Below are 19,090 nucleotides of genomic sequence, written 5' to 3' on the forward strand. Positions count from 1 at the left end.
CTGATCAGGGAGTGGTTCGTGGCATGATCTGCCAATGGACCGCGTCGATCGCGCAATCATTCGCCACCTGCAGGAGGACGGCCGTCTCACCAACACCGAGCTGGCCGACAAGGTGGGGCTGACGCCGTCGCCGTGCCTGCGGCGGGTCCGGGCGCTGGAGGAGGCCGGGGTGATCACCGGCTACCACGCCGCCGTGAACCCGGTCGCGCTCGGCCGTGGTTTCCGCGTGCTCGTGCACATCGACCTCGCCGCGCAGGACACCGCGACGATCGAGGCGTTCGAGGAGCAGATCGCCGGGATGGACGCGGTCGAGTCGTGCTCGCGGATGTTCGGGCAGCCGGACTACCACCTGTGGGTCGCTGTCGCGGACATCGCCGCCTACGAACAGTTCTACATGTCCGCGTTGACGCGGCTGCCCGGCGTGGCGCGGACGAACTCCCAGTTCCCGATGAAGACGGTCAAGTGAGTCTGGGTATGGTTTGCTAAAGTCAGGTGTATGCCCATGCAGATGAGCGGGCCGCTGGCCGCGCTGGACAAGTGGCAGCCGGAGCGGTGCTCGATCGCGCTGGCGCTGGACGTCATCGGCACCAGGTCGGCGTTGCTGTTGCTGCGCGAGGCCTTCTACGGCACCACGCGGTTCGACGGTTTCGTGCGGCGCGTGGGCATCACCGAGGCCGTCGCCGCCAAGCGCCTCAAGGAACTCGTGGACGCCGGCCTGTTCGACAAGCAGCCGTACCGGGAACCCGGCGCGCGGACCCGCTACGAGTACGTGCTGACCGAGGCCGGCAGCGCGTTGCTGCCGGTGATCGTCGCGCTGATGCAGTGGGGCGACACCTACCTGCAGCCCGACGGTGGTCCGCTGCAGGTGGTGTCGGCCTCTTCCGGCGAGCCGGTGACCGTCCAGATCGGACCGGTGGTGGAGCCGGTCGCTCCGGAGAGCCTGGCCGTCGAGGTCAGATCCGCTCGATGATCGTGGCGTTGGCGAGGCCGCCCGCTTCGCACATGACCTGAAGCCCGTAGCGGCCACCGGTCTGCTCGAGGTTGTTGAGCAGCGTGGTCATGAGCCGCGCGCCGGAGCCGCCGAGCGGGTGGCCGATCGCGATGGCGCCGCCGTTGACGTTGACCTTCGCGAGATCCGCCCCGGTCTCGGCCTGCCACGCGAGCACGACGGGTGCGAACGCCTCGTTGACCTCGAAGACGTCGATGTCGTGGATCGTCAGGCCGGCCTTCGCGAGCACCTTCTGGGTCGCGGGGATGATGCCCGTGAGCATGAAGATCGGGTCGTCTCCCGCCACCGCGAACGAGTGCACGCGGGCCCTCGCGGTGAGGCCGAGCCTGCCGGCTGCCTCCTCGCTCGTCACCAGCAGTGCAGCGGCGCCGTCGTTGACGGGAGAGCTGTTTCCGGCCGTGATGCGCCAGTCCAGTTCGGGAAACCGCGTTTCCCAGTGCTCGCCGCGGAACGCGGGCTTGAGCGCGGACAGCACCTCGGCGGTGGTGCTCGGCCGGATCGTCTCGTCGACGCTCAGGTCGTTGACCTTGATGATCTGCTCGTCGAAGAGACCGTTCTTCCACGCCGCAGCCGCCTTCTGATGCGACTCGGCGGAGAACTCGTCGAGCTGGGCACGGCTCAGGTTCCACTTGTGCGCGATGAGTTCCGCGCTGATCCCTTGCGGTACCAGGCCTTCGCTGTACCGCGCGTGCACCTTCGGCCCGGCGAAGTCCTTGCCGAGCGTCTGCGACCCGATCGGAATCCGGCTCATCGACTCGACGCCGGACGCGATCGCCACGTCGTACGCACCCGCGATCACGCCCTGGGAGGCGAAGTGCAACGCCTGCTGGCTCGACCCGCACTGCCGGTCGACGGTCACGCCGGGCACCGACTCGGGGAACCCGGCCGCGAGCAGGGCCCAGCGCGCGGTGTTCCCGGACTGCTCGCCGACCTGGCCGACCGCGCCGCTGATCACGTCGTCCACCGCGGCCGGGTCGATGCCGGTGCGGTCGACGAGCGCCTTCAGGACCGTGCTGTGCAGGTCGACGGGGTGGATCTCGGAGTAGGCGCCGCCGGGCTTGCCCTTGGCGAGCGGTGTGCGGACGGCGTCGACGATGACGGCGGAGGAGCTCACGGCAGGTCCCTTCAGCTATCTGACTAGTGTCAGGCATAGTCAGGTTACGCCCTGGCTCCGTGGGAGCAAAGCCAGCGCTCGTCCGTGCTATCTATAGCTTCAGTGTTGACCGAAATCAGTCGCCTCAGCGGCCTGCTTTCGGCGGTGGGCGACAAGTACGCGGACTGCCAAGCTGAGGACGTGTGAGACTCAGGTGTTGACAACGTTGTCACGGACCGCCGCCGCGGTGAGGAGCGGGAACCATGCGTTTCAGGACGCTGTTCGTGCTGTGTGTGACGGTCGCGGCGACGGTGACGGCAGTGTCACCGGCCGCGGCGCAACAGGATCTGGCCGGTCTGGTCAACCCGTTCATCGGCACCACCAACGCGGGAAACGTGTATCCCGGCGCGGTGCGGCCGTTCGGCATGCTCTCCTGGAGTCCGACCACCACCCGAGGTGACCAGACCAGTGCCGGGGCGGCGGGCGGTTACCAGTACGACGTCACCCGGATTCGCGGGTTCGGGTTGACGCACCTCAACGGGACGGGCTGCACGCCGGGTGCCTCCGGTGACATCCCGATCATGCCGTTCTCCGGGGACGTGACGTCGTCGCCGAGCGCGGACAGCACGGATCAGATCTACGCGCGCAACTTCAAGCACGCCAACGAAAGTGCCGCACCGGGCTACTACCGGGCCGGGCTGGACGACGGGGTGAACGTCGAGCTCACGGCCACCGAGCGCACCGGCACCGGTCGCTTCACGTTCCCGGCCGGCGGCAAGGCGAACCTGCTGTTCCGCACCTCGAACTCGTTGAACGGCAGCGGAGACGCGTCGGTCAGGATCGACGCGGCCAACCGCCGGGTGACCGGATCGGTTGACAGCGGCGGGTTCTGCGGGCGGACGTCCGGTGGCGCGGCGAACCAGCGCGTGTACTACCGGCTGTTCTTCACCGCCGAGTTCGACCAGCCGATCACGAGCTTCGGCACGTGGCGCGACGGAACCCTCAGCCCTGGCAGCACGAGTGGTCAGGGCGGCGAGGGGTTCACGAACCGCGCGGGCAAGGGATCGGGCGGCTACGTGGGCTTCGATCCCGGCATCGTCACCGCACGGGTCGGCATCTCGTACGTCAGCCTGGCGAACGCGCAGGCGAACCTCGCGGCGGAGAACACGGCAGCGTTCGACGGCATCAAAGCGGCGGCACGCCAGCAGTGGGAACAAGCGCTGAGCCGCATCCAGACCACCGGCGGGACGGCCGCGCAGCGCACCGTTTTCTACACCGCGCTGTACCACGCGTTGCTGCAGCCGAGCCTGGCCAACGATGTCAACGGCGAGTACCTCGGCTCGGACCTGCGCGCGTATCGGCTCAGTCCCGGACAAGTGGCGCAGTACAGCACGTTCTCCGGCTGGGACGTCTACCGGTCGCAGGTGCAGATGCTGGCGCTGCTGGAACCACAACGAGCGGGCGACTACGCGCAATCGCTGCTCAACTACGCCGACCAGCGGAACGGCGAGTGGGATCGCTGGCTGCACAACAACGGCAAGACCGCGGTGATGTCCGGTGACCCGTCCGCGCCGGCGATCGCGGGCATGTACGCGTTCGGGGCCGAGAACTTCAACGTGCGGAAGGCGTACGAGTCGCTGGTCAAGGCGGGCACGGTGCCGACGGCGAACGACCTGTCGGACAACGGGTGCCCGATCCAGTGTCCTGGGCAGCGGCCGTCGCTCGACAGGTACATGAGCCTGCATTACGTGCCGTCGAACAACTGCCACTGCTGGGGTGCGGCAGCGGAAACGCTGGAGGACGTCACCGCCGACTACGCGCTGGCCCAGCTCGCGGGCAAACTCGGTGATACCCAACGCAAGCAGCTGTTCGACCAGCGGGCCGCGTACTGGCGCAACGTGTTCGACCCGGGCGTCAAGTACATGCGCAACCGCGCGTCGAACGGCACGTGGGCGCCGAACTTCACGCCGGGCACGGGTACCGGGTTCGTCGAGGGCACCAGCGCCCAGTACACGTGGATGGTCTACCACGACGTCACCGGCCTGGCGGCGGCGATGGGCGGCAAGGCGGTGGCAGCAGCACGACTCGACGGGTTCTTCCACGACCAGAACGGGAACTGGGACCTCAGCGGTACGAACAGCACGCGGTACAACGCGGGCAACGAACCCAGCATCCAGACGCCGTGGCAGTACATCTACCTCGGCCGGCCGTACCAGACGCAGGAGACCGTGCGGCAGATCCTGGACACGCTGTGGACCACCGGAACCGGTGGTATTCCCGGCAACGACGACCTCGGCACCATGTCGTCGTGGTACCTGTTCGCCGCGATGGGCATCTACCCGCAGATCCCGAGCCGTGCGGAGCTCGTGCTGTCCACGCCGATCTTCACCAAGGTGGAGATCAGGCGCGGCAACGGGAAGACGATCGTCATCGAGGCACCGCAGGCGTCCGCGCAGAACAAGTACATCCAGTCGCTGACGGTCAACGGAACAGCGTCGAACCGCGCTTGGGCACCGGCGGAGCTGGTGCGGGACGGCGGAAAACTGACTTACGTCGTCGGCCCGACGCCGAACAGGACGTGGGGCGCGACCGAAACACCGCCGCAGCTAGGAAGCTAGCGAAGGGCCGATCCAGCGGCCCACCAAACGCCGCAGCTCGTCGTCGGACAGCGGAGGCGACGAGGGATTGCGCAGGAATGACAGGAAGAGCCGCATGAGGACTTCGGCCAGCCCGGCGAAGTCCTCATCGGCCACCACACCGCAAGACGTCCAGTCCACCGGTACGTTCCGGAGAATCCGCGCGCCCAGACCGAGCCACTCGCGGGACGTGACCGCGCCGGTGAAGAAGTCGCCTTCACCGGCTTGCAGCAGCAGACTCAGCCGGGGTTCGAGAGGGACGGCCCGCACGCCGAACACCACGGATTCCACGGCGACCTCGGCGGGGCTGCCGAACGTCGCGAGGTGCTGTTCCATTCGGACAGCGAACTCCTCGACGCCGGCGATCGCCACGGCGCCCAGGATGTCGGCCAGTTTGGGGAAGTAGCGGTACACGGTCTGCCGAGTGACTCCGGCCTCGGCCGCGATGTCGGAGAGGCTGGTCTTGGCGAGCCCCGCGCGGTCCAGGCACGCCGTCGCCGCCTCCACGATCCGGCGGCGTGCCTCCTGTTCCGTGCCGGGCGGGTTGCCCTGCCATCCGTGGTGCCCCATGCGCACCATCTTTCCCTACACCAGGACGCGCGCCCGGTAGAGCCGCGCCAGCACCAGCCCAGCGCCGGCGAAGCATGCCAGCGCGTACCCGGAGCTCGCGATCGGAACGCCGGAAGCGGTCACCCAGAACACCGCCATGACGACCAGGTAGCACGCCGGATAGATCCGCGCGAACGTCGACACGTCCGGAAGTCCTTGCGCGGTGACGACCAGCCATCCGCCCGCGACCCAGATCAGGGCGAGCTCAGCACCGAGCACCCAGGCCTGGCCGGTGACGTTGGTGCCGAACAGGCTCGCGGGAAAGCCCGCGATCACCATCGAGAGCGGAGCCAGCAGTCCGGCCGCGAGGCGCCATCGTCCAGGAAACCGGACGACCAGGTACGTCATGGCACCCAGCGAGACCGACGCGAAGAGCAGGGCGCTCTTCATCGGCACCAACCCGATCACGGGTTGGTTCACCACGGCGTTGGCCGGGTTCCACGACCACCACCTCAGCTGCGGTCCGATGTGGTCGAACACCTCGTAGAACACCTGGCACACGAACGCGACCGCCACCGATCCGGCGAGCGCGCCGCGGTGCGCGAAGATCCCGAGCGAGCGCACGACCTCGTAGGCGAGCTGGCTGATCATGGGGTAGAACGCGACGATGTACAGCGGCAGCCGGTCCCACATGAACTGCACGGTGAACTGGTTGTGCGCGAAGATGAAGCCGTAGATGTCGTCGAGCCCGAACCACTCCGGGAAGTACAGCGGCGGCTCGATGACGAACAGGTAGATGAGCGAAGACCACCACAGCGCGAGGTTGAGCGGATCGCCCGCGCGCCGCCGCCGGATCGCGTGCACGAGAGCGAACACCGCGCCCGCGATCACGAGCACTTCGAGGAGCGGCAACGTCCAGTTCGCGAGGTCCCACGGAGGCCGCACCGACACGACGGGGGAGACGTCGTGGCAGTCGAACCCGAGACCGCGCGTGACCGCTTCCGCCTCGGGCCCGCACTCGGTCATCGCGCCGCCGCCGTCGAGTAGTCCCTGGCCGGCGGTTCGGCCAGGGGATCGAAGTTGAACGGAACTCGTTGACGTCCCAACGCGGTGCGGACCCGGTAGCGCAGAAGTCCCGCGATCACGCGAGGGTTGGTCATGAAGTCGCGCAGTGACTCGTCCAGGTTGAACACCTTCGCGAAGTGCTCGTCGACCACCGAGTACTCACGCGCGGCACCGACGATGAAGCTGAACGCCGGTCCGGACACCGCCGCGATGAGCTTTCGCCGCCACTCGGGCAGTTCCTCCGTGCCTTCCGCGCATTCGTAGCCCTGGTCGCGCGCCATCGCGAGGCTCCACGGCACGTTCAGCGACTTGCGTTGCGCGGCCAGGAACCGCGCGGAGAAGTCGCGGTCGACGGACGAAGCCGCCTGAAGATGCCCACGCAGCAACAAAGCGGACCTCGCCGCCGCGCTGATGCCCTGACCGTAGAACGGGTTGAACGCGCAGATCGAGTCACCGACGAACGCCAGTCGTCGCGCCGGCGTTTTCAACAGGTCGTAGCGCCGCCACTTGTTGCCAGTGGACCGGGTCAGATGCACTTCGGAAGTGGGCGTGCACTTGTCCATGGCCTCGGCGAACAACGGCGTTCGCACCTGCCGAGCCGATCCGATGAACGCCTCGGTCGTGCGTGGCATCTCCAGGCCCCACGAGCCCATGCACGCGATCGCCCGGTTGCCCTCGATCGGGAAGAAGTTGACCAGGAACTCGTGCTCCGGCGGGTGCGAGCCCTTGTCGGGCGTCGGCATGATCACGAGGTGCCGCCACCACCACGACTCGGGTGGCGAGGCGGGAAGCTCGTACCAGCGCGAGGTGTAGGTGACCTTGGCGTCGAGCGTCCGCACTTCGGGCTCCGGCCAGCCCGCCGCGGTCAGCCAGTTGCTGACCGGTGAGCCGCGGCCCATCGCGTCCACCACGAAGTCGGCTTCGAGGTCGTCGACGCCGGCCACCTCACCGTCGCGGAAGCTCAGGCCGCCGACCGAAATCCCTTCGCGCACCACGACGTTGCCGAGCTTGTGCACCTGGTCGCGCAGCACTCGTTCGATCAGCACGCGCGAGCTGTAGATCATCGTCATCGACGCCTTCTTGCGCGCCGACCAGCCCTGCCCGTCGAGGTAGGCGGCGTCCATCGACGGCATCAGGTGCAGCCCGCCCGCGTTGATCAGCGCTTCCTCGAAGCCCGGGAACAGTGCCTCGATCGCCCGGCGTCCGGAGTTGAGCAGGAAGTGCGGGTGCTTGCTCTGCGGGACACCACGCCGGTGCTCGGCCTCGACCGGCAGCTCGTCGCGTTCCAGCACGATCACTTCGTCGAAGTGCGCGGCCAACGCTCCCGCCGCGCACAAACCTGCCGCACTGCCACCAAGAACGACCGCGGTCCTGCCGAGCCGCATGCGGACCAACTCCCCGGGCTCATTCATACAAAGTGCGCTCGAATGTATGAATGAGTCCCGGGGAGCGTCAATGGGCCGCTACCGCGTGACGGTGAGCGTCACCGGGTTGGCGCGCACCCGTTTGCCGCCGATCTCGGTCCACTCCAGCAAGTGGCCTTTTGAGACGCTGGTGAAATGGGCCTTCAGAGAGGCCACTTCTGTCCCGCACGATCATCGGCGTGAACATCATCGAACTCGACGACGAGAACACCGCATTGGCGTTCGACACGATCCGCGAGCTCAGGCCGCACCTCACCTCGGCGGACGAGTTCGTGGCGGCCGTGCGGACCCAGCGCAAGGAGGGCTACCGGCTGGTGGCCTCGCTGGACGCGGACGGCCAGGTCGCCGCGGTGGCGGGCTTCCGGCCCCTCACGAACCTCTACGCCGGATCGCACCTCTACATCGACGACCTGACCACGCTCTCGACCGCGCGCAAGCAGGGCCACGCCGGTGCGTTGCTGCGGTGGGTCGACGAGGAGGCGCGTCGGCTCGGCTGCGTCGGCGTGCACCTCGACTCGGGTACGCACCGGCACGACGCGCACCGGCTCTACCTCGGTTCCGGCTACGTCATTCCCGCGTTCCACTTCAGCAAGGTGGTTGACTGACCGGCGTGCGCGTGGCCGTGGTCTCCGGGGGCGATCCGGGCCACGTGGTGCCTGCGATCGCGCTGTGCCTGCGGTTTCTGGAGGCCGGCGACACGCCGGTCCTGTTGACGGGCGACAGGTGGATCTCGGCGGCTGCCCGCGAGGGGATCACGGCATCGCGGGTGAACGGCCTGACGCTGGCTGATCTGCGCGGCTGTGCGGATCTCGGTTCCGCACTGCACTCGCAGGCTGCCGTGCTCGCCTCGGCGTTGGTGCCGCAGCTGGCTGCTTTGTCGCCGGATCTGGTGGTGTGCGATGTGCTGGCGTTGGGTGCGAGCATGGCCGCCGAACTGCTCGGCGTCCCGTGGGCGCAGCTGTCACCGCACCCGCTGTACGAGCCGTCGCGGTGGTTGCCGCCGATGGGCAGCGGGCTGGCTCCAGGAACCGGCGTGCGCGGCAAGCTGCGCGACTCCCTGCTACGGGCGATGACGGCAAGATCGATCCGTCAGGGTGACCGGCAACGTGCACTGGTACGGCAGCAGATCGGCCTGAGCCCACGTGGCGAGGGTCCGGCGGTGCGGCTGATCGCGACGCTGCCCGCGTTGGAGGTGCCACGCCCGGACTGGCCTGCCAACGCTCACGTGGTCGGGCCGTTGCTGTGGGAGGCGAGCGAGGAGCTGATGATCCCGCCGCCGGGAGACGCGCCCCTGGTCATGATCGCGCCGTCGACCGCGTGGACCGGCGCCACCGGCATGGCCTCGCAGACGCTCGAAGCGTTGCGGGACCTGGGTGTGCGGGCCGTGGTGTCGACGTTCGCACCGCCACCGGACGAGCTGCCGCTGTGGGCGCGGTCGGGGCCGGGCAGGCAGGACGAGCTGCTGCGCGAGTCGTCCGTGCTGGTCTGCGGCGGCGGGCACGGCATGCTGGTCAAGGCGCTGCGGGCGGGCGTTCCCGTCGTGGTCGTGCCGGGCGGCGGCGACCAGTGGGAGATGGCGAACCGGGTCGCCCGGCAGGGGAGTGGCCTGATCGTCCGGCCGTCCACTGTGGACTCCCTGCGAGCTGCGGTGGCGCAGGTGCTGGGCGATCCCGGGTTCGCGGCCGCCGCGGCTCGGGCGGCGTCGCTGGACGGCGTTCGTGATCCCGTCGAGCTGTGCAGAGCCGCTGCCCTCTGTGGTAGTGGTGGATCATGCTGAACTACGGGCTGGACATGTCCGAGCTGGACAGCTGGTTCATCGTCGACGCCCTGGTCGCCGAAGGTGAGGAGCTCGACGCGCTGGTGTCGGCACGCGACGACTGGACCAGGGCGACGCCGGCCACGGGTTGGACGATCGCCCACCAGATCGCGCATCTCGCCGCGGCGGATGCGGACGTGGTCACGGCCATCCGGACGCCGGATGCGTTCGACCCGGTGCCGACGGACTCCGATGTCGTTGCCGCGGCAGGCGCGGCGAAACCCCGGGCCGCGCTGCTGGAGGAGTGGCGCGCGGGCCGGGCCGAGGTGGCGTCCGCGCTGTACGACATCGAGCCGGATCGCGCTTTCCCGTGGATCGGCGCGGAGGTGACGGCCCAGCTGATGGCACCGCTGCGGCTGATGGAGACGTGGGCGCACGGCCAGGACATCTACGACGCGCTGGGCACGAAGCACCCTCCGACCGCGCGGCTGCAGCTCGTGGCATACCTCGGCGTGGCGGGCCTGGGACTGTCGTTCCACGCGGCCGGGCTGCCGTTCCCGGAGGAGCAGATCAGCGTGGAGCTGACAGGTCCGGAGGGCGAGCTCTGGTCGTGGGGACCGGATCCGTACGAGACGGATCAACGGATCCAGGGCAGTGCCGAGGACTTCTGCCTGCTGGTGACCCGCCGGCGGCGTCGGGCGGAGACCAGGCTGACGGCGGTCGGTGAAGACGCGGACACGTGGCTCGGTGTCGCCCGTGTCTTCCTCTAGGCCGGGCAGGGTGATCCTGCTCAACGGCCCGTCGAGCTCGGGGAAGTCGAGCATCGGCAAGGAGATGCTGCGGCTGCTGCCGGATCCGTGGTTCCTGGTGCCGGTCGACGGCATCAGCGGGATGCGGTCGACCGAGCACACTCGCGAGCTGAACGAGGCAGAGGTCCGGGAGATGCTGCGACGCACCCGGCTCGGCTATCACCGGGTGGTCGCGGCCCTCGTCTCCACGGGGAACGACGTGATCATGGACTATCCGCTGAGCGAGCCGTGGCGCCTCGCGGACCTGCTCGACGGCTACGACCTCACGCTCGTCGACGTCCGGTGCTCCGACGAGGAACTGGTCCGGCGCGAACAGGCGCGCGGCGACCGCCCACCGGGCCTGGCCGTGTCGCAGACCAGCGTCTTCGCCCACGGGTACCACGACATCGAGGTGGACACGACCCACCGAACCGCCGCCGACTGCGCCCAGGAGATCGTGCGGCGGTTCGAAGCTAGGGCTTGTCCGAAACCTTGATCTTGCCGTCGATGATCTGCTGCTTGTAGCCCTCGAGAATCCCCTGCAGCTTGGCGTCGACCTTGCCACCCGGCGCGGCGTACCCGACGCCGTTCACCTTGAGGTCGAACACCTTCGGCAGCGACGCGAGGTCGTTCTTCGCGGCGGCGCGGTAGAAGTCGTACACGGCGACGTCGACGCGCTTGAGGCTCGACGCCGCGATGATGTCCTTGTTGGCCGCGAGCGACGGCTGGTTGTACTGATCGGCGTCGCAGCCGATCGCCAGCACACCGGCCTGCTTGGCCGCCGCGAACATGCCGATGCCGGACGCACCCGCGGCGTGGTAGACGACGTCCGCGCCCTTGTCGATCAGGCCCTTCGTCGCTTCCTGGCCCTTCGGCGGGTCCTGGAAGCCGGTGAAGTCGCCGGCCGGGGTGATGTACTTCTTGTCGACCTGGATCTTCGGCGCGGCGGCTTTGGCGCCCTGGGTGTAGCCGGCCTCGAACTTCTGGATCAGCGGGATGTCGACACCACCGATGAAGCCGATGTGGCACTTCTTGCTCTGGTACGCGGCGACGACGCCCGCGAGGAACGAGCCCTCCTGCTCGGCGAAGACCAGCGGCGTGACGTTGGTGGCACCGTCCACGGCGGAGTCGACCAGGCCGAACTTGACGTTGGGGAACTCCGGCGCGACGACCTTCAGCGACTCGGTGTAGGCGAACCCGACGCCGACGATCGGGTTGAAGCCCTCGGACGCGAGCTGGCGCAGCCGGGTCTGCTTGGCCGCCTCGTCCTCGTTCGGCGCGGCGGAGAGCTCGCGGGTGTTCTCCTTCTTCACGCCCAGGTCCTTGATCGCCTGGTCGAACCCGGCGGCGGCGAGGTCGTTGAACGACGCGTCACCGCGGCCGCCGATGTCGTAGGCCAGGCCGATCTTCAACGCGCTGCCGTCGATCTTCTGGCTGTCCGTTGCGGTGGTGCTGGTGGCGGCGGGGGCGGTGGGCGGCGTCGAGAACTCGCACCCGGCACCGGCGGCGTTGGTCGAACCGGTCCCGTTCCCAGAATCCTTGGCGCAGGCACTTGCCAGCAATGTCAGCGCGATCGCGGCCACAGCTGTGCCACGCGTACGACGGCGCACGATAGATCTCCATCCGGTTGGGCTTGCGCCGGACGGTACCTCGCGCGACGTCCAATGTGGATGCGCTTTCAACTACTGGGAAAGATCCTTGCGGAAGATCAGGAAGTCGCACGGGCAGGCGAGGTGCGGCACCAGCGCCGGGTAGTCCTCGGTGAAGTCGCCGACGCGGACGACCTGGTAGCCGAGCCGCGTGTACCAGGCCCGCAGGAACTCCTTGACCGGATGCGCCCACTCCCGCGGCACCAGCAGCTCCAGCTGCATCTGGCGGAGACCGCTCTCCCGCGCCCAGCTCTCGGCGAAGGACACGAGGTCCCTGCCGACGCCGGTGCCGCGTTCCTCCGGTGCCGCGACGAGCATCCCGAACTCGCCCAGGCCGTCGTCCAGCCGCTGCACCCGGATGGAGCCGACCACCCGCTCACCGGATCGCAGCACGGCGATCTCGCCGGCGCGAATGAGCTCGGCGATCTCGTCCGCCGAGGTCCGGGCGGCATCGTTCGCCCAGATCCCCTTCTCGGCCTCGGCGTAGACGCGGTTGACCAGGCCGGCGATCTCGGCCGCCAGCCCGGTGTCGGACGTGAAGGTCACCACGGCGACGGCTGGGCGGTCTCCGCGAGCTTCTGCGCGTGCTGCAGCACACCCAGTTCCTTCAACATCCGATCCTTCTGCGCCGGGTCGTGCGCGACGTGCGACGCGTGCAGTGCCTTGCGCAGCCGGGACGTGCGGAAAGGTGTCCACCGGCCGGCCAGCGCCAGCTTCGCCGCTCGCAACGCCGCCCGGTCGCGAGTGCGCGCCAGGGCGTCCCGGCCGTCGTCGCCCAAGCCCAGCAGGGAGAGGAAGCGTTCCCGCAGCTCCCGGCCCACGCGAGCCCAGGTGGTCGTGCGCTGACGGGACGCGCGGATCTCGATGCCGAGCGCGAGGTGCAGCATCACCAGGCCCAGCACCGGTCCGAGCAGCACACGAGCGGTACCAGCGACCGGCCCGGACAGGCTGAAGGCGGCGAACGCGGCGAACGCGGTCAGCCCCCACGCCACCAGGCGCGCGGGACCGGGACGGCCGTCACGACGAACTCCGCCGCGCATGGCCCAGCCACACGCGATCAGCGCGGCCTCCATCACGGAGAACAGCACGATCCGCTCGGTGACGTCGGTGATTCCCAGGCGTTGCTCGAAGAACCGCCACGACGTGTCCACGCTGACCCCGATGCTCATCAGCGCGACCAGGTAAAACCCCTTGGCACCAGCGGGTTTCACCGGCACAACAGGCTCAACGGGCTCGACGGTCTCGGTGCCGTCGAGCTGCGCGATCAGCTCCGGCGTCAGCGGTACGAGTCCACTCGTGTCCGCGACGCCGTTGCGGGCACGCCACTCGTTCACGATCGGCGCGGCGTACTGCCTGCTGGGCACCCTCTGCTGACCCTGCTTGCTCAGCCAGCGGCGGACGTCCTCCACCGAGCTGCCGCGCGGCATGTGCTCCAGCGCGTACAGGATCTGCTCTTTCAAGGTTTTCAGCCGGTCCAGCTCAGGTTTGTGACCGGCCTCGTCCGTGCGCACTCGTCCTCTCCGTCCTCCGCGTTGGCCACGCGGACGCGAATCTCCACGGTGTAATTCGGGACGCGCGGCACCCTACCGGCTGCTGGAACCGGCAGGGCACCGGGTTTCGCGGAGACCTCTTGGCGAACGGAAGATCTGGGTGCTTGTCAGGCGATCGGCAGGTGGATGTCGGTGACGTGCACGTCGACGCCGTCGACGTCGAAGTTCAGGAAGTTCTCGACGGCCTCGATCACGTCGACGCGGACCTGCTCGGCGAGCGCCTTGATCGCGTGGCCGAACTCGATCACCAGCGAGACCTTGATCGTGGCGACGTCGCCGTCGACCTCGACGGAGATGCCGTCCGCGTCGAGGCTGTGCACGCCTTCGATCTTGGCGGCGACGAGCGTGACGACCTTCGCGATGACGCTGTGGTCGACGGAGAGGGTGCCGCGGGTGCCGGCGGCGGCGCGGGCCGGGGCAGCGGTTTCCTCGGCGGTGGGCTCCTCGACGACGACCGGGACGGCCTCGACCTCGGCAACCGGCTCGGACTCGTCCTCTTCGCCGGTCTCTTCGGTGTCTTCGGCGGCGACGGGCTCGTCGGTCTCTTCGGTGTCTTCGGCGGCGACGGGCTCGTCGGTCTCTTCGGCGTCTTCGACCGCGACGGGCTCGTCGGATTCTTCGTCGTCGTCGGACCCTTCGGTCGTGACGGCCTCGTCCGAGACGTCGGCGTCCTCGGCCTCCTCGCTCGCTTCGGCTGCGGTCGGCTCGTCGGATTCTTCGTCGTCGTCGGCCTCTTCGGTCGCGACGGCCTCGTCCGACGCGTCGGCGTCCTCGACCTCGTCTTCCAGTTCTTCTTCCAGCGCAGCGGGTTCGGCCGCCTCGCCGCCGTCCTCGGCCTCGTCGGTGCCGTCCTCGGCGACGACCTCGTCCTCGGTCTCGTCGTCCGCGTCGGCGGTCTCGTCGGAGATCTCGTCGGTCTCCTCGGACTCGCCCTCGACCTGCTCCTTCGTGTCGGCCTCGGCGTCGGAGGCCTCGTCGGCGGCGTCCTCGACAGACTCGGCGGGCTCGGCGGTCTCGTCGTCGATCGCTTCGGGCGCAACGGTTTCGTCGGTGGTGACCTCGTCGACCGGGAACGTGCGGGTGTCGAGGGAGATCGGGCCCGTGATGTCGTCGCGGGCGTTGACGTCCTGCCGGACGACGTCCTGCTTGGGGCGGCCGAAGAGGTTGCTGATGATCTCGGTCATGGGTGTTTTCCCGTCTCGCGCGCGAAGGGTGCAGGGGAGGAGAAGCGAGGTGACGGCGCCAGAATAGGCACGGGGCCAGTGACCCAGATCACCGGCCCCGCTTCGAGATTTCCCTGTGTCCCAACAATGTTCAGCTCGTGACGTGACAACCACGCCGTGATCCGCTAACAGGGCGCGGGGGTGCTGCCGAGGGTCGCGCGAGGCGTCGCGGTGGCGAGTCCGGACAGCGTGATCGGGACCCGCACGCAGTTGTTGCCGTCGGCGACCTCACGGATCTTGTCGGCCGGGTCGACGCGCGTGACCAACGTGTAAGTGCCGTCCTGCAACGAGCTGACCTCGATCATCTGGTCCGGCAGCGCCCACCAGTACTCGTCGGCCCAGCCGCGCGAGATCCCGTTCTTGAACGCGTCGACTCCTGGCGGCGAGTTCGGGTCGCGGTCGAGGCAGCGCGGCGCCGGGTAGCTCTGCGGCGCGTTGCCCTTGCGCGCCCACCAGGGCATCTCGGTGTCGGCCATGCAGAAGCCGTTCTTCTTGCCGGTGGCGACGACCGTGCCGGAGGAGTTCTCCAGCGTCGAGACCGAGAAGTCCTCGAAGTGGTAGTGGCTGTGGATCGGGTGGTAATGCATCGTGCCGACGGACGGCACGTCGCGGAACGTCCCGTCGGCGCGGTAGATGCGTTGCGAGCCGGGCACTTCCGGCGGGCGCCGGCCGGCCGGGGTCTGGTAGCGGACGTCGACCGGCCCCTCGCCGACGTTCGCCATCGCCTGCCCGAACCGCAGGCAGGTGCGGGCGTGCTGCTCCTCGACCTCGCTGCGGAAGCACGACGAGCCCGGCGCGGCGGCGTCGCCGAAGAACGGCGGCGGCGTCTCGAACGTCGCGTACCGCTGGGGGAGTGCCTCCAGGTCCGGCAGCAGCTCGCGCGACGACGGCCGTGGCGAGTTCTCGTTCTCCAGCAGACCTTCGTAGCGGACGACTGTGGATCCCAGCTCCGGGACGAACGGGTTGTAGAAGACGTAGACGGTGTAATGCGCGGTGGTCTTCGGCAGCCAGACCGACCGGGCCGGGCCGATCTGCGCGTCGACCAGTGCCACGCGTTTCGAGCCCTGGTACACCGCGAACCCCAGGCTGTCGTCGGGTGTCGCGCCGACCGCGCGGATCGCCAGCTCGACGCCGCCGGGTTTCGCGCGCAGGCCCGCGGGCAGCCGGACGCCCACGAACGCGCGGTCGCAACCGCTGGTCCGGCACTCGGGCACGTCCCGCAGCCGTGGATCGGACTTGCGGACTTCGCCCTTCCAGAAGACCGGGCGGTTGGAGTCGACGGTCGTTCCCGACGCGATGGCGGACGGCGTGATGACGAGTAAAAGCGTTGCCAGTATTGCCAAGCCTCTCATTCCATGCCCCCTCAGTGCAGGTTTGGTCACGCTCAGCAACTAGCACGCTACTCGCAACTGCAACGTTGACACTGTCATGGTTGCAGTGTCACTATCGAGGGGTGTGGACGCTCGACGAGTTGCTGGAACGTGTCTCCGCCGCGCTGACGGCGGAGTACTCGGGCGCGCCCAACGGCCGGGTGCGGGATGTGCCCGACCGGCGGGCCGTCCGCTGGTACGCGACGACGGGGCTGGTCGACCGGCCGTCCGCGATGCGCGGCCGCACAGCGCTCTACGAACGACGGCACCTGCTCCAGCTCGTGGCCGTGAAGAGACTGCAGTCGGAGGGGAGAGCGCTTGCCGAGATCCAGTCCGAACTGGCGGGCGCGACCGACGCGACGCTCGCCGCCATCGCCAAGGTGCCCGGCCGGCTGCTGGAGTCCGGCGAGAAACCACCGGAAGCCGTCCGGCCGCGGTTCTGGGCCGAACCCGTTGCCGCACCGGCGAAAACGCGCTCGCCGCAGGCCGCTGCGCTGAACGGCGTAGCGCTCGGCGGAGGTGCCGTGATCCTCGTTCCGGGTACACCGGCGGCGGCCGACCTCGCGGACATCGCCGCCGTCGCCCAGCCCTTGCTCGACCTGCTCGCCGCCCGTGGTCTGCTCAACGAAAGGGAACAGTCATGACCTTCTCCGTCGCCCCGATGAGGTCCGCGGAGCTGGACCGGATCGGCCTGGTCAGCGAGGACGCGGGGATCGGCGCGCTGCGCACCGAACGCGGCAACCTGCCGCTGGAGCGCCTCGACGTGCGGGCGACGATCACCGGTCTGATCGGCCGCGTCGTGCTGACGACCGGCTTCGTGAACACCTTCGACACCGCGCTGGAAGCCACCTGCGTCTTTCCGTTGCCCGATCGCGCCGCCGTGACCGGGATGAAGATGACCGCCGGCGAGCGCACGGTCGAAGCCGAGCTGCAGGAACGGGCTCAGGCGCGCCAGGCCTACGACGACGCGATCGCGGCGGGGAAACAGGCGTCGATCGTCGAGGAGGAACGGCCTGACGTCTTCACCATGCGGGTCGGCAACATTCCGGCGGGCGAACGGGTCACCGTCGAGCTGACGCTGGTCGGGCCGCTGGTGTTCGAGGACGGCGCGGCCACGTTCCGGTTCCCGCTCGTGGTGGCGCCCCGGTACGTGCCGGGCACGCCGTTGGACGGTCCGTCGGTGGGTGACGGCTACGCGGACGACACGGATGTCGTGCCGGATGCCTCGCGGATCACGCCGCCGGTGCTGCTGCCGGGTTTCCCGAACCCCGTGCGGTTGTCGATCGGCGTGGAGATCGATCCGGCCGGGCTGGAGCTCGGCGAGGTGCGGTCGAGCCTGCACACCGTGGCGCAGGAGGGAAACACCGTCACGGTGGCGCCGGGAGAGCGGGTCGACCGCGACTTCGTGCTGCGCCTGGCCTACGCGGGAAACAGTTCCGCGGCGGTGTGCGTGCCGGACGCCGACTCCGGCGAGGGCACTTACCAGGTCACGGTGCTGCCGCCGGACCTCGAGGTGCCGGTCCGGCCCCGGGACGTCGTGCTGCTGCTCGACCGGTCCGGGAGCATGTCCGGCTGGAAGATGGTCGCGGCCAGGCGCGCGGCGGCCCGGATCGTCGACACGCTCACCGCCGACGACACGTTCTCCGTGATCACGTTCGACGACCGGCTGGAACGCCCGGATCTCGGAAAGGGGCTCGTCACCGCCACTGACCGCCATCGTTTCCGGGCCGTGGAACACCTTGCGACGGTTCAGGCGCGTGGCGGGACCGAGATGTTCCAGCCGCTCATCGAAGGCTTGACCCTGCTGGCAAAGGCGAGCTCGGAACGCGATCCCGTGCTGGTGCTCGTGACGGACGGCCAGGTCGGCAACGAGGACCAGCTGCTGCGCGACATCGCCCCGGTGATCAACCGGACGCGCATTCACGCCGTCGGCATCGACACGGCCGTCAACGCCGGCTTCCTCGGCAGGCTCGCCGCGGCGGGCGCGGGCCGGTGCGAGCTGGTCGAGAGCGAGGACCGGCTGGACGAGGCGATGACGCACATCCAGCGCCGGATCGGCGCACCGGTCATCACCGACGTGGTGGTGGAGCCGGAGTCGTCGTTGCCCAAGCCGCCCACGGCGATCTATCCCGGTGTGCCGCTGGTCGTGTTCGGCCGCTACACCGGACTGCCCGAGGCCTTCACCGTGCGCGGCCGGACTCGTGACGGCGCGGAGTGGCACCAGACGGTCGCGGTGCTGGAGCAGTCCGAGCCCGCGATCCGGGCGCAGTGGGCCAGGGCCGCACTGCGTGATCTCGAGGACCGGTACGCGACGGGTGACCGGGCCGTCGAGGACCAGATCGTGCAGACCTCGTTGCGGTACGGGGTGTTGTGCCGCTTCACGGCGTTCGTCGCGGTGGACGAGAAGGTCGTCTCCGACGGCACCGTGCACCGGGTCGTGCAGCCGGTCGAGCTGCCCTCTGGCTGGCAGCCCCAGCAGTTCTCCCTGCAGTCAGGGGGTTACGGCGGGCCGCCGCTGCCCACGTTCGCCGCGGCACCGGCGGCGTTCCCGTCGCCGGCGCCACCGCAGGCAGGCGTACCACTGAGCCGTGGCCGCAGCCGTCCCGCGGCGCCGAAGATGATGGCGTCCGGTGGTGGTGGAGGCGCGCCCGCACCCGACAACCCGGCGGAACTGCGGGAGATCGTCGCGACCGAGGTGCAGCGCCTGGAGAACGACGCCGCGCTGCCCGCCTGGGAACGCCGGGATCTGCTCGCCGACCTCGCCAGCAGGCTGGGCACCCTCCTCGCCGGCAAGCAGGGATCGGCCTACGAACCGCTGCGGCAGCTGGTCGCCGAGCTGAAGGCGGGCGGCGACGTCGACAAGTTGTGGGCTCGCGCTCGCGAGGTGCTGCAGGAGTTCGCGGGCGGGCAGAAACAGCGTCGCCGGAAGTTCTGGCGCTGAACGGGCCTAGCCCGATCAGGATCCCGGCGACACGCTC

Annotated in this window: 18 protein-coding genes; 9 read left to right on the forward strand and 9 right to left on the reverse strand. The window is 69.1% G+C overall.

Features of this window, described 5'->3' with window-relative positions:
* The first annotated feature begins 34 nt into the window (after positions 1-34).
* Both ABZX92_RS19790 and ABZX92_RS19795 read left to right on the forward strand, forming a co-directional pair.
* Positions 35-466, forward strand: a complete 432-nt coding sequence (locus tag ABZX92_RS19790) for an Lrp/AsnC family transcriptional regulator (RefSeq protein ID WP_355561102.1) — start codon at positions 35-37, stop codon at positions 464-466.
* A 30-nt stretch (positions 467-496) separates the two neighbouring features.
* A complete protein-coding gene (locus ABZX92_RS19795; RefSeq protein WP_355561105.1) occupies positions 497-970 on the forward strand; it encodes a helix-turn-helix domain-containing protein in 474 nt (157 codons plus the stop codon).
* Here the strand turns inward: ABZX92_RS19795 and ABZX92_RS19800 are convergent.
* Entirely contained in the window at positions 954-2,123 is a 1,170-nt protein-coding gene (locus tag ABZX92_RS19800; protein WP_355561108.1) for an acetyl-CoA C-acyltransferase, read from the reverse strand. The genes ABZX92_RS19795 and ABZX92_RS19800 overlap by 17 nt on opposite strands.
* Positions 2,124-2,365: 242 nt before the next feature.
* Between ABZX92_RS19800 and ABZX92_RS19805 the strand changes: the two genes are divergently transcribed.
* Positions 2,366-4,720, forward strand: coding sequence for a GH92 family glycosyl hydrolase (locus ABZX92_RS19805; protein ID WP_355561111.1), 2,355 nt, complete (start codon positions 2,366-2,368; stop codon positions 4,718-4,720).
* On the opposite strand, the gene ABZX92_RS19810 is transcribed toward ABZX92_RS19805, so the two are convergent.
* From ABZX92_RS19810 to ABZX92_RS19820, 3 genes are read right to left on the reverse strand one after another with little or no spacing between them, the layout of a single operon-like run.
* A complete protein-coding gene (locus tag ABZX92_RS19810) occupies positions 4,709-5,308 on the reverse strand; it encodes a TetR/AcrR family transcriptional regulator (protein WP_355561113.1) in 600 nt (199 codons plus the stop codon). The two genes, ABZX92_RS19805 and ABZX92_RS19810, sit on opposite strands and share 12 nt — an antisense overlap.
* Before the next feature lie 15 nt (positions 5,309-5,323).
* Complete coding sequence (locus tag ABZX92_RS19815; RefSeq protein WP_355561115.1) at positions 5,324-6,313, reverse strand: hypothetical protein; 990 nt, start codon at positions 6,311-6,313, stop codon at positions 5,324-5,326.
* Positions 6,310-7,737 (reverse strand): hypothetical protein, encoded by a 1,428-nt coding sequence (locus tag ABZX92_RS19820; protein WP_355561117.1) that lies wholly within the window; start codon positions 7,735-7,737, stop codon positions 6,310-6,312. Before ABZX92_RS19820 ends, ABZX92_RS19815 begins: the two co-directional genes overlap by 4 nt.
* 218 nt (positions 7,738-7,955) lie before the next feature.
* Between ABZX92_RS19820 and ABZX92_RS19825 the strand changes: the two genes are divergently transcribed.
* The 4 genes from ABZX92_RS19825 to ABZX92_RS19840 are packed head-to-tail and all read left to right on the forward strand — an operon-like array spanning position 7,956 to position 10,816.
* On the forward strand, positions 7,956-8,381 hold the full coding sequence (locus tag ABZX92_RS19825) for a GNAT family N-acetyltransferase (RefSeq protein WP_355561119.1): 426 nt from the start codon (positions 7,956-7,958) through the stop codon (positions 8,379-8,381).
* Positions 8,382-8,386: 5 nt separating this feature from the next.
* Positions 8,387-9,553, forward strand: coding sequence for a nucleotide disphospho-sugar-binding domain-containing protein (locus ABZX92_RS19830; protein ID WP_355561121.1), 1,167 nt, complete (start codon positions 8,387-8,389; stop codon positions 9,551-9,553).
* Positions 9,547-10,302 carry a maleylpyruvate isomerase family mycothiol-dependent enzyme gene (locus ABZX92_RS19835; protein WP_355561124.1) on the forward strand — a complete coding sequence of 252 codons (756 nt, stop codon included), beginning with the start codon at positions 9,547-9,549 and terminating at the stop codon, positions 10,300-10,302. Before ABZX92_RS19830 ends, ABZX92_RS19835 begins: the two co-directional genes overlap by 7 nt.
* Positions 10,303-10,312: 10 nt before the next feature.
* Positions 10,313-10,816 (forward strand): AAA family ATPase, encoded by a 504-nt coding sequence (locus tag ABZX92_RS19840; protein ID WP_355561127.1) that lies wholly within the window; start codon positions 10,313-10,315, stop codon positions 10,814-10,816.
* Here the strand turns inward: ABZX92_RS19840 and ABZX92_RS19845 are convergent.
* The 5 genes from ABZX92_RS19845 to ABZX92_RS19865 form a co-directional block, all read right to left on the reverse strand.
* A complete protein-coding gene (locus ABZX92_RS19845) occupies positions 10,794-11,930 on the reverse strand; it encodes a BMP family ABC transporter substrate-binding protein (RefSeq protein ID WP_355561130.1) in 1,137 nt (378 codons plus the stop codon). The two genes, ABZX92_RS19840 and ABZX92_RS19845, sit on opposite strands and share 23 nt — an antisense overlap.
* A gap of 72 nt (positions 11,931-12,002) precedes the next feature.
* The gene (locus tag ABZX92_RS19850; RefSeq protein ID WP_355561133.1) at positions 12,003-12,515 is read right to left on the reverse strand and encodes a GNAT family N-acetyltransferase; all 513 of its coding nucleotides are present in this window, start codon (positions 12,513-12,515) and stop codon (positions 12,003-12,005) included.
* Positions 12,512-13,480, reverse strand: a complete 969-nt coding sequence (locus tag ABZX92_RS19855; RefSeq protein WP_355561134.1) for a hypothetical protein — start codon at positions 13,478-13,480, stop codon at positions 12,512-12,514. Before ABZX92_RS19855 ends, ABZX92_RS19850 begins: the two co-directional genes overlap by 4 nt.
* 146 nt (positions 13,481-13,626) lie before the next feature.
* Positions 13,627-14,703 (reverse strand): Asp23/Gls24 family envelope stress response protein, encoded by a 1,077-nt coding sequence (locus ABZX92_RS19860; protein ID WP_355561137.1) that lies wholly within the window; start codon positions 14,701-14,703, stop codon positions 13,627-13,629.
* Positions 14,704-14,867: 164 nt separating this feature from the next.
* On the reverse strand, positions 14,868-16,085 hold the full coding sequence (locus tag ABZX92_RS19865) for a lysyl oxidase family protein (RefSeq protein ID WP_355561140.1): 1,218 nt from the start codon (positions 16,083-16,085) through the stop codon (positions 14,868-14,870).
* A 110-nt stretch (positions 16,086-16,195) separates the two neighbouring features.
* Here ABZX92_RS19865 and ABZX92_RS19870 point away from each other — a divergent pair, with 110 nt between their 5' ends.
* Both ABZX92_RS19870 and ABZX92_RS19875 read left to right on the forward strand, forming a co-directional pair.
* The gene (locus ABZX92_RS19870) at positions 16,196-16,756 is read left to right on the forward strand and encodes a MerR family transcriptional regulator (RefSeq protein ID WP_355561142.1); all 561 of its coding nucleotides are present in this window, start codon (positions 16,196-16,198) and stop codon (positions 16,754-16,756) included.
* Complete coding sequence (locus ABZX92_RS19875; RefSeq protein ID WP_355561145.1) at positions 16,753-19,053, forward strand: VIT domain-containing protein; 2,301 nt, start codon at positions 16,753-16,755, stop codon at positions 19,051-19,053. The genes ABZX92_RS19870 and ABZX92_RS19875 overlap by 4 nt, the downstream gene beginning before the upstream one ends.
* Positions 19,054-19,090: the final 37 nt, after the last annotated feature.

This window comes from Lentzea sp. NPDC006480, from assembly GCF_040611995.1.
Taxonomy (GTDB): domain Bacteria; phylum Actinomycetota; class Actinomycetes; order Mycobacteriales; family Pseudonocardiaceae; genus Lentzea.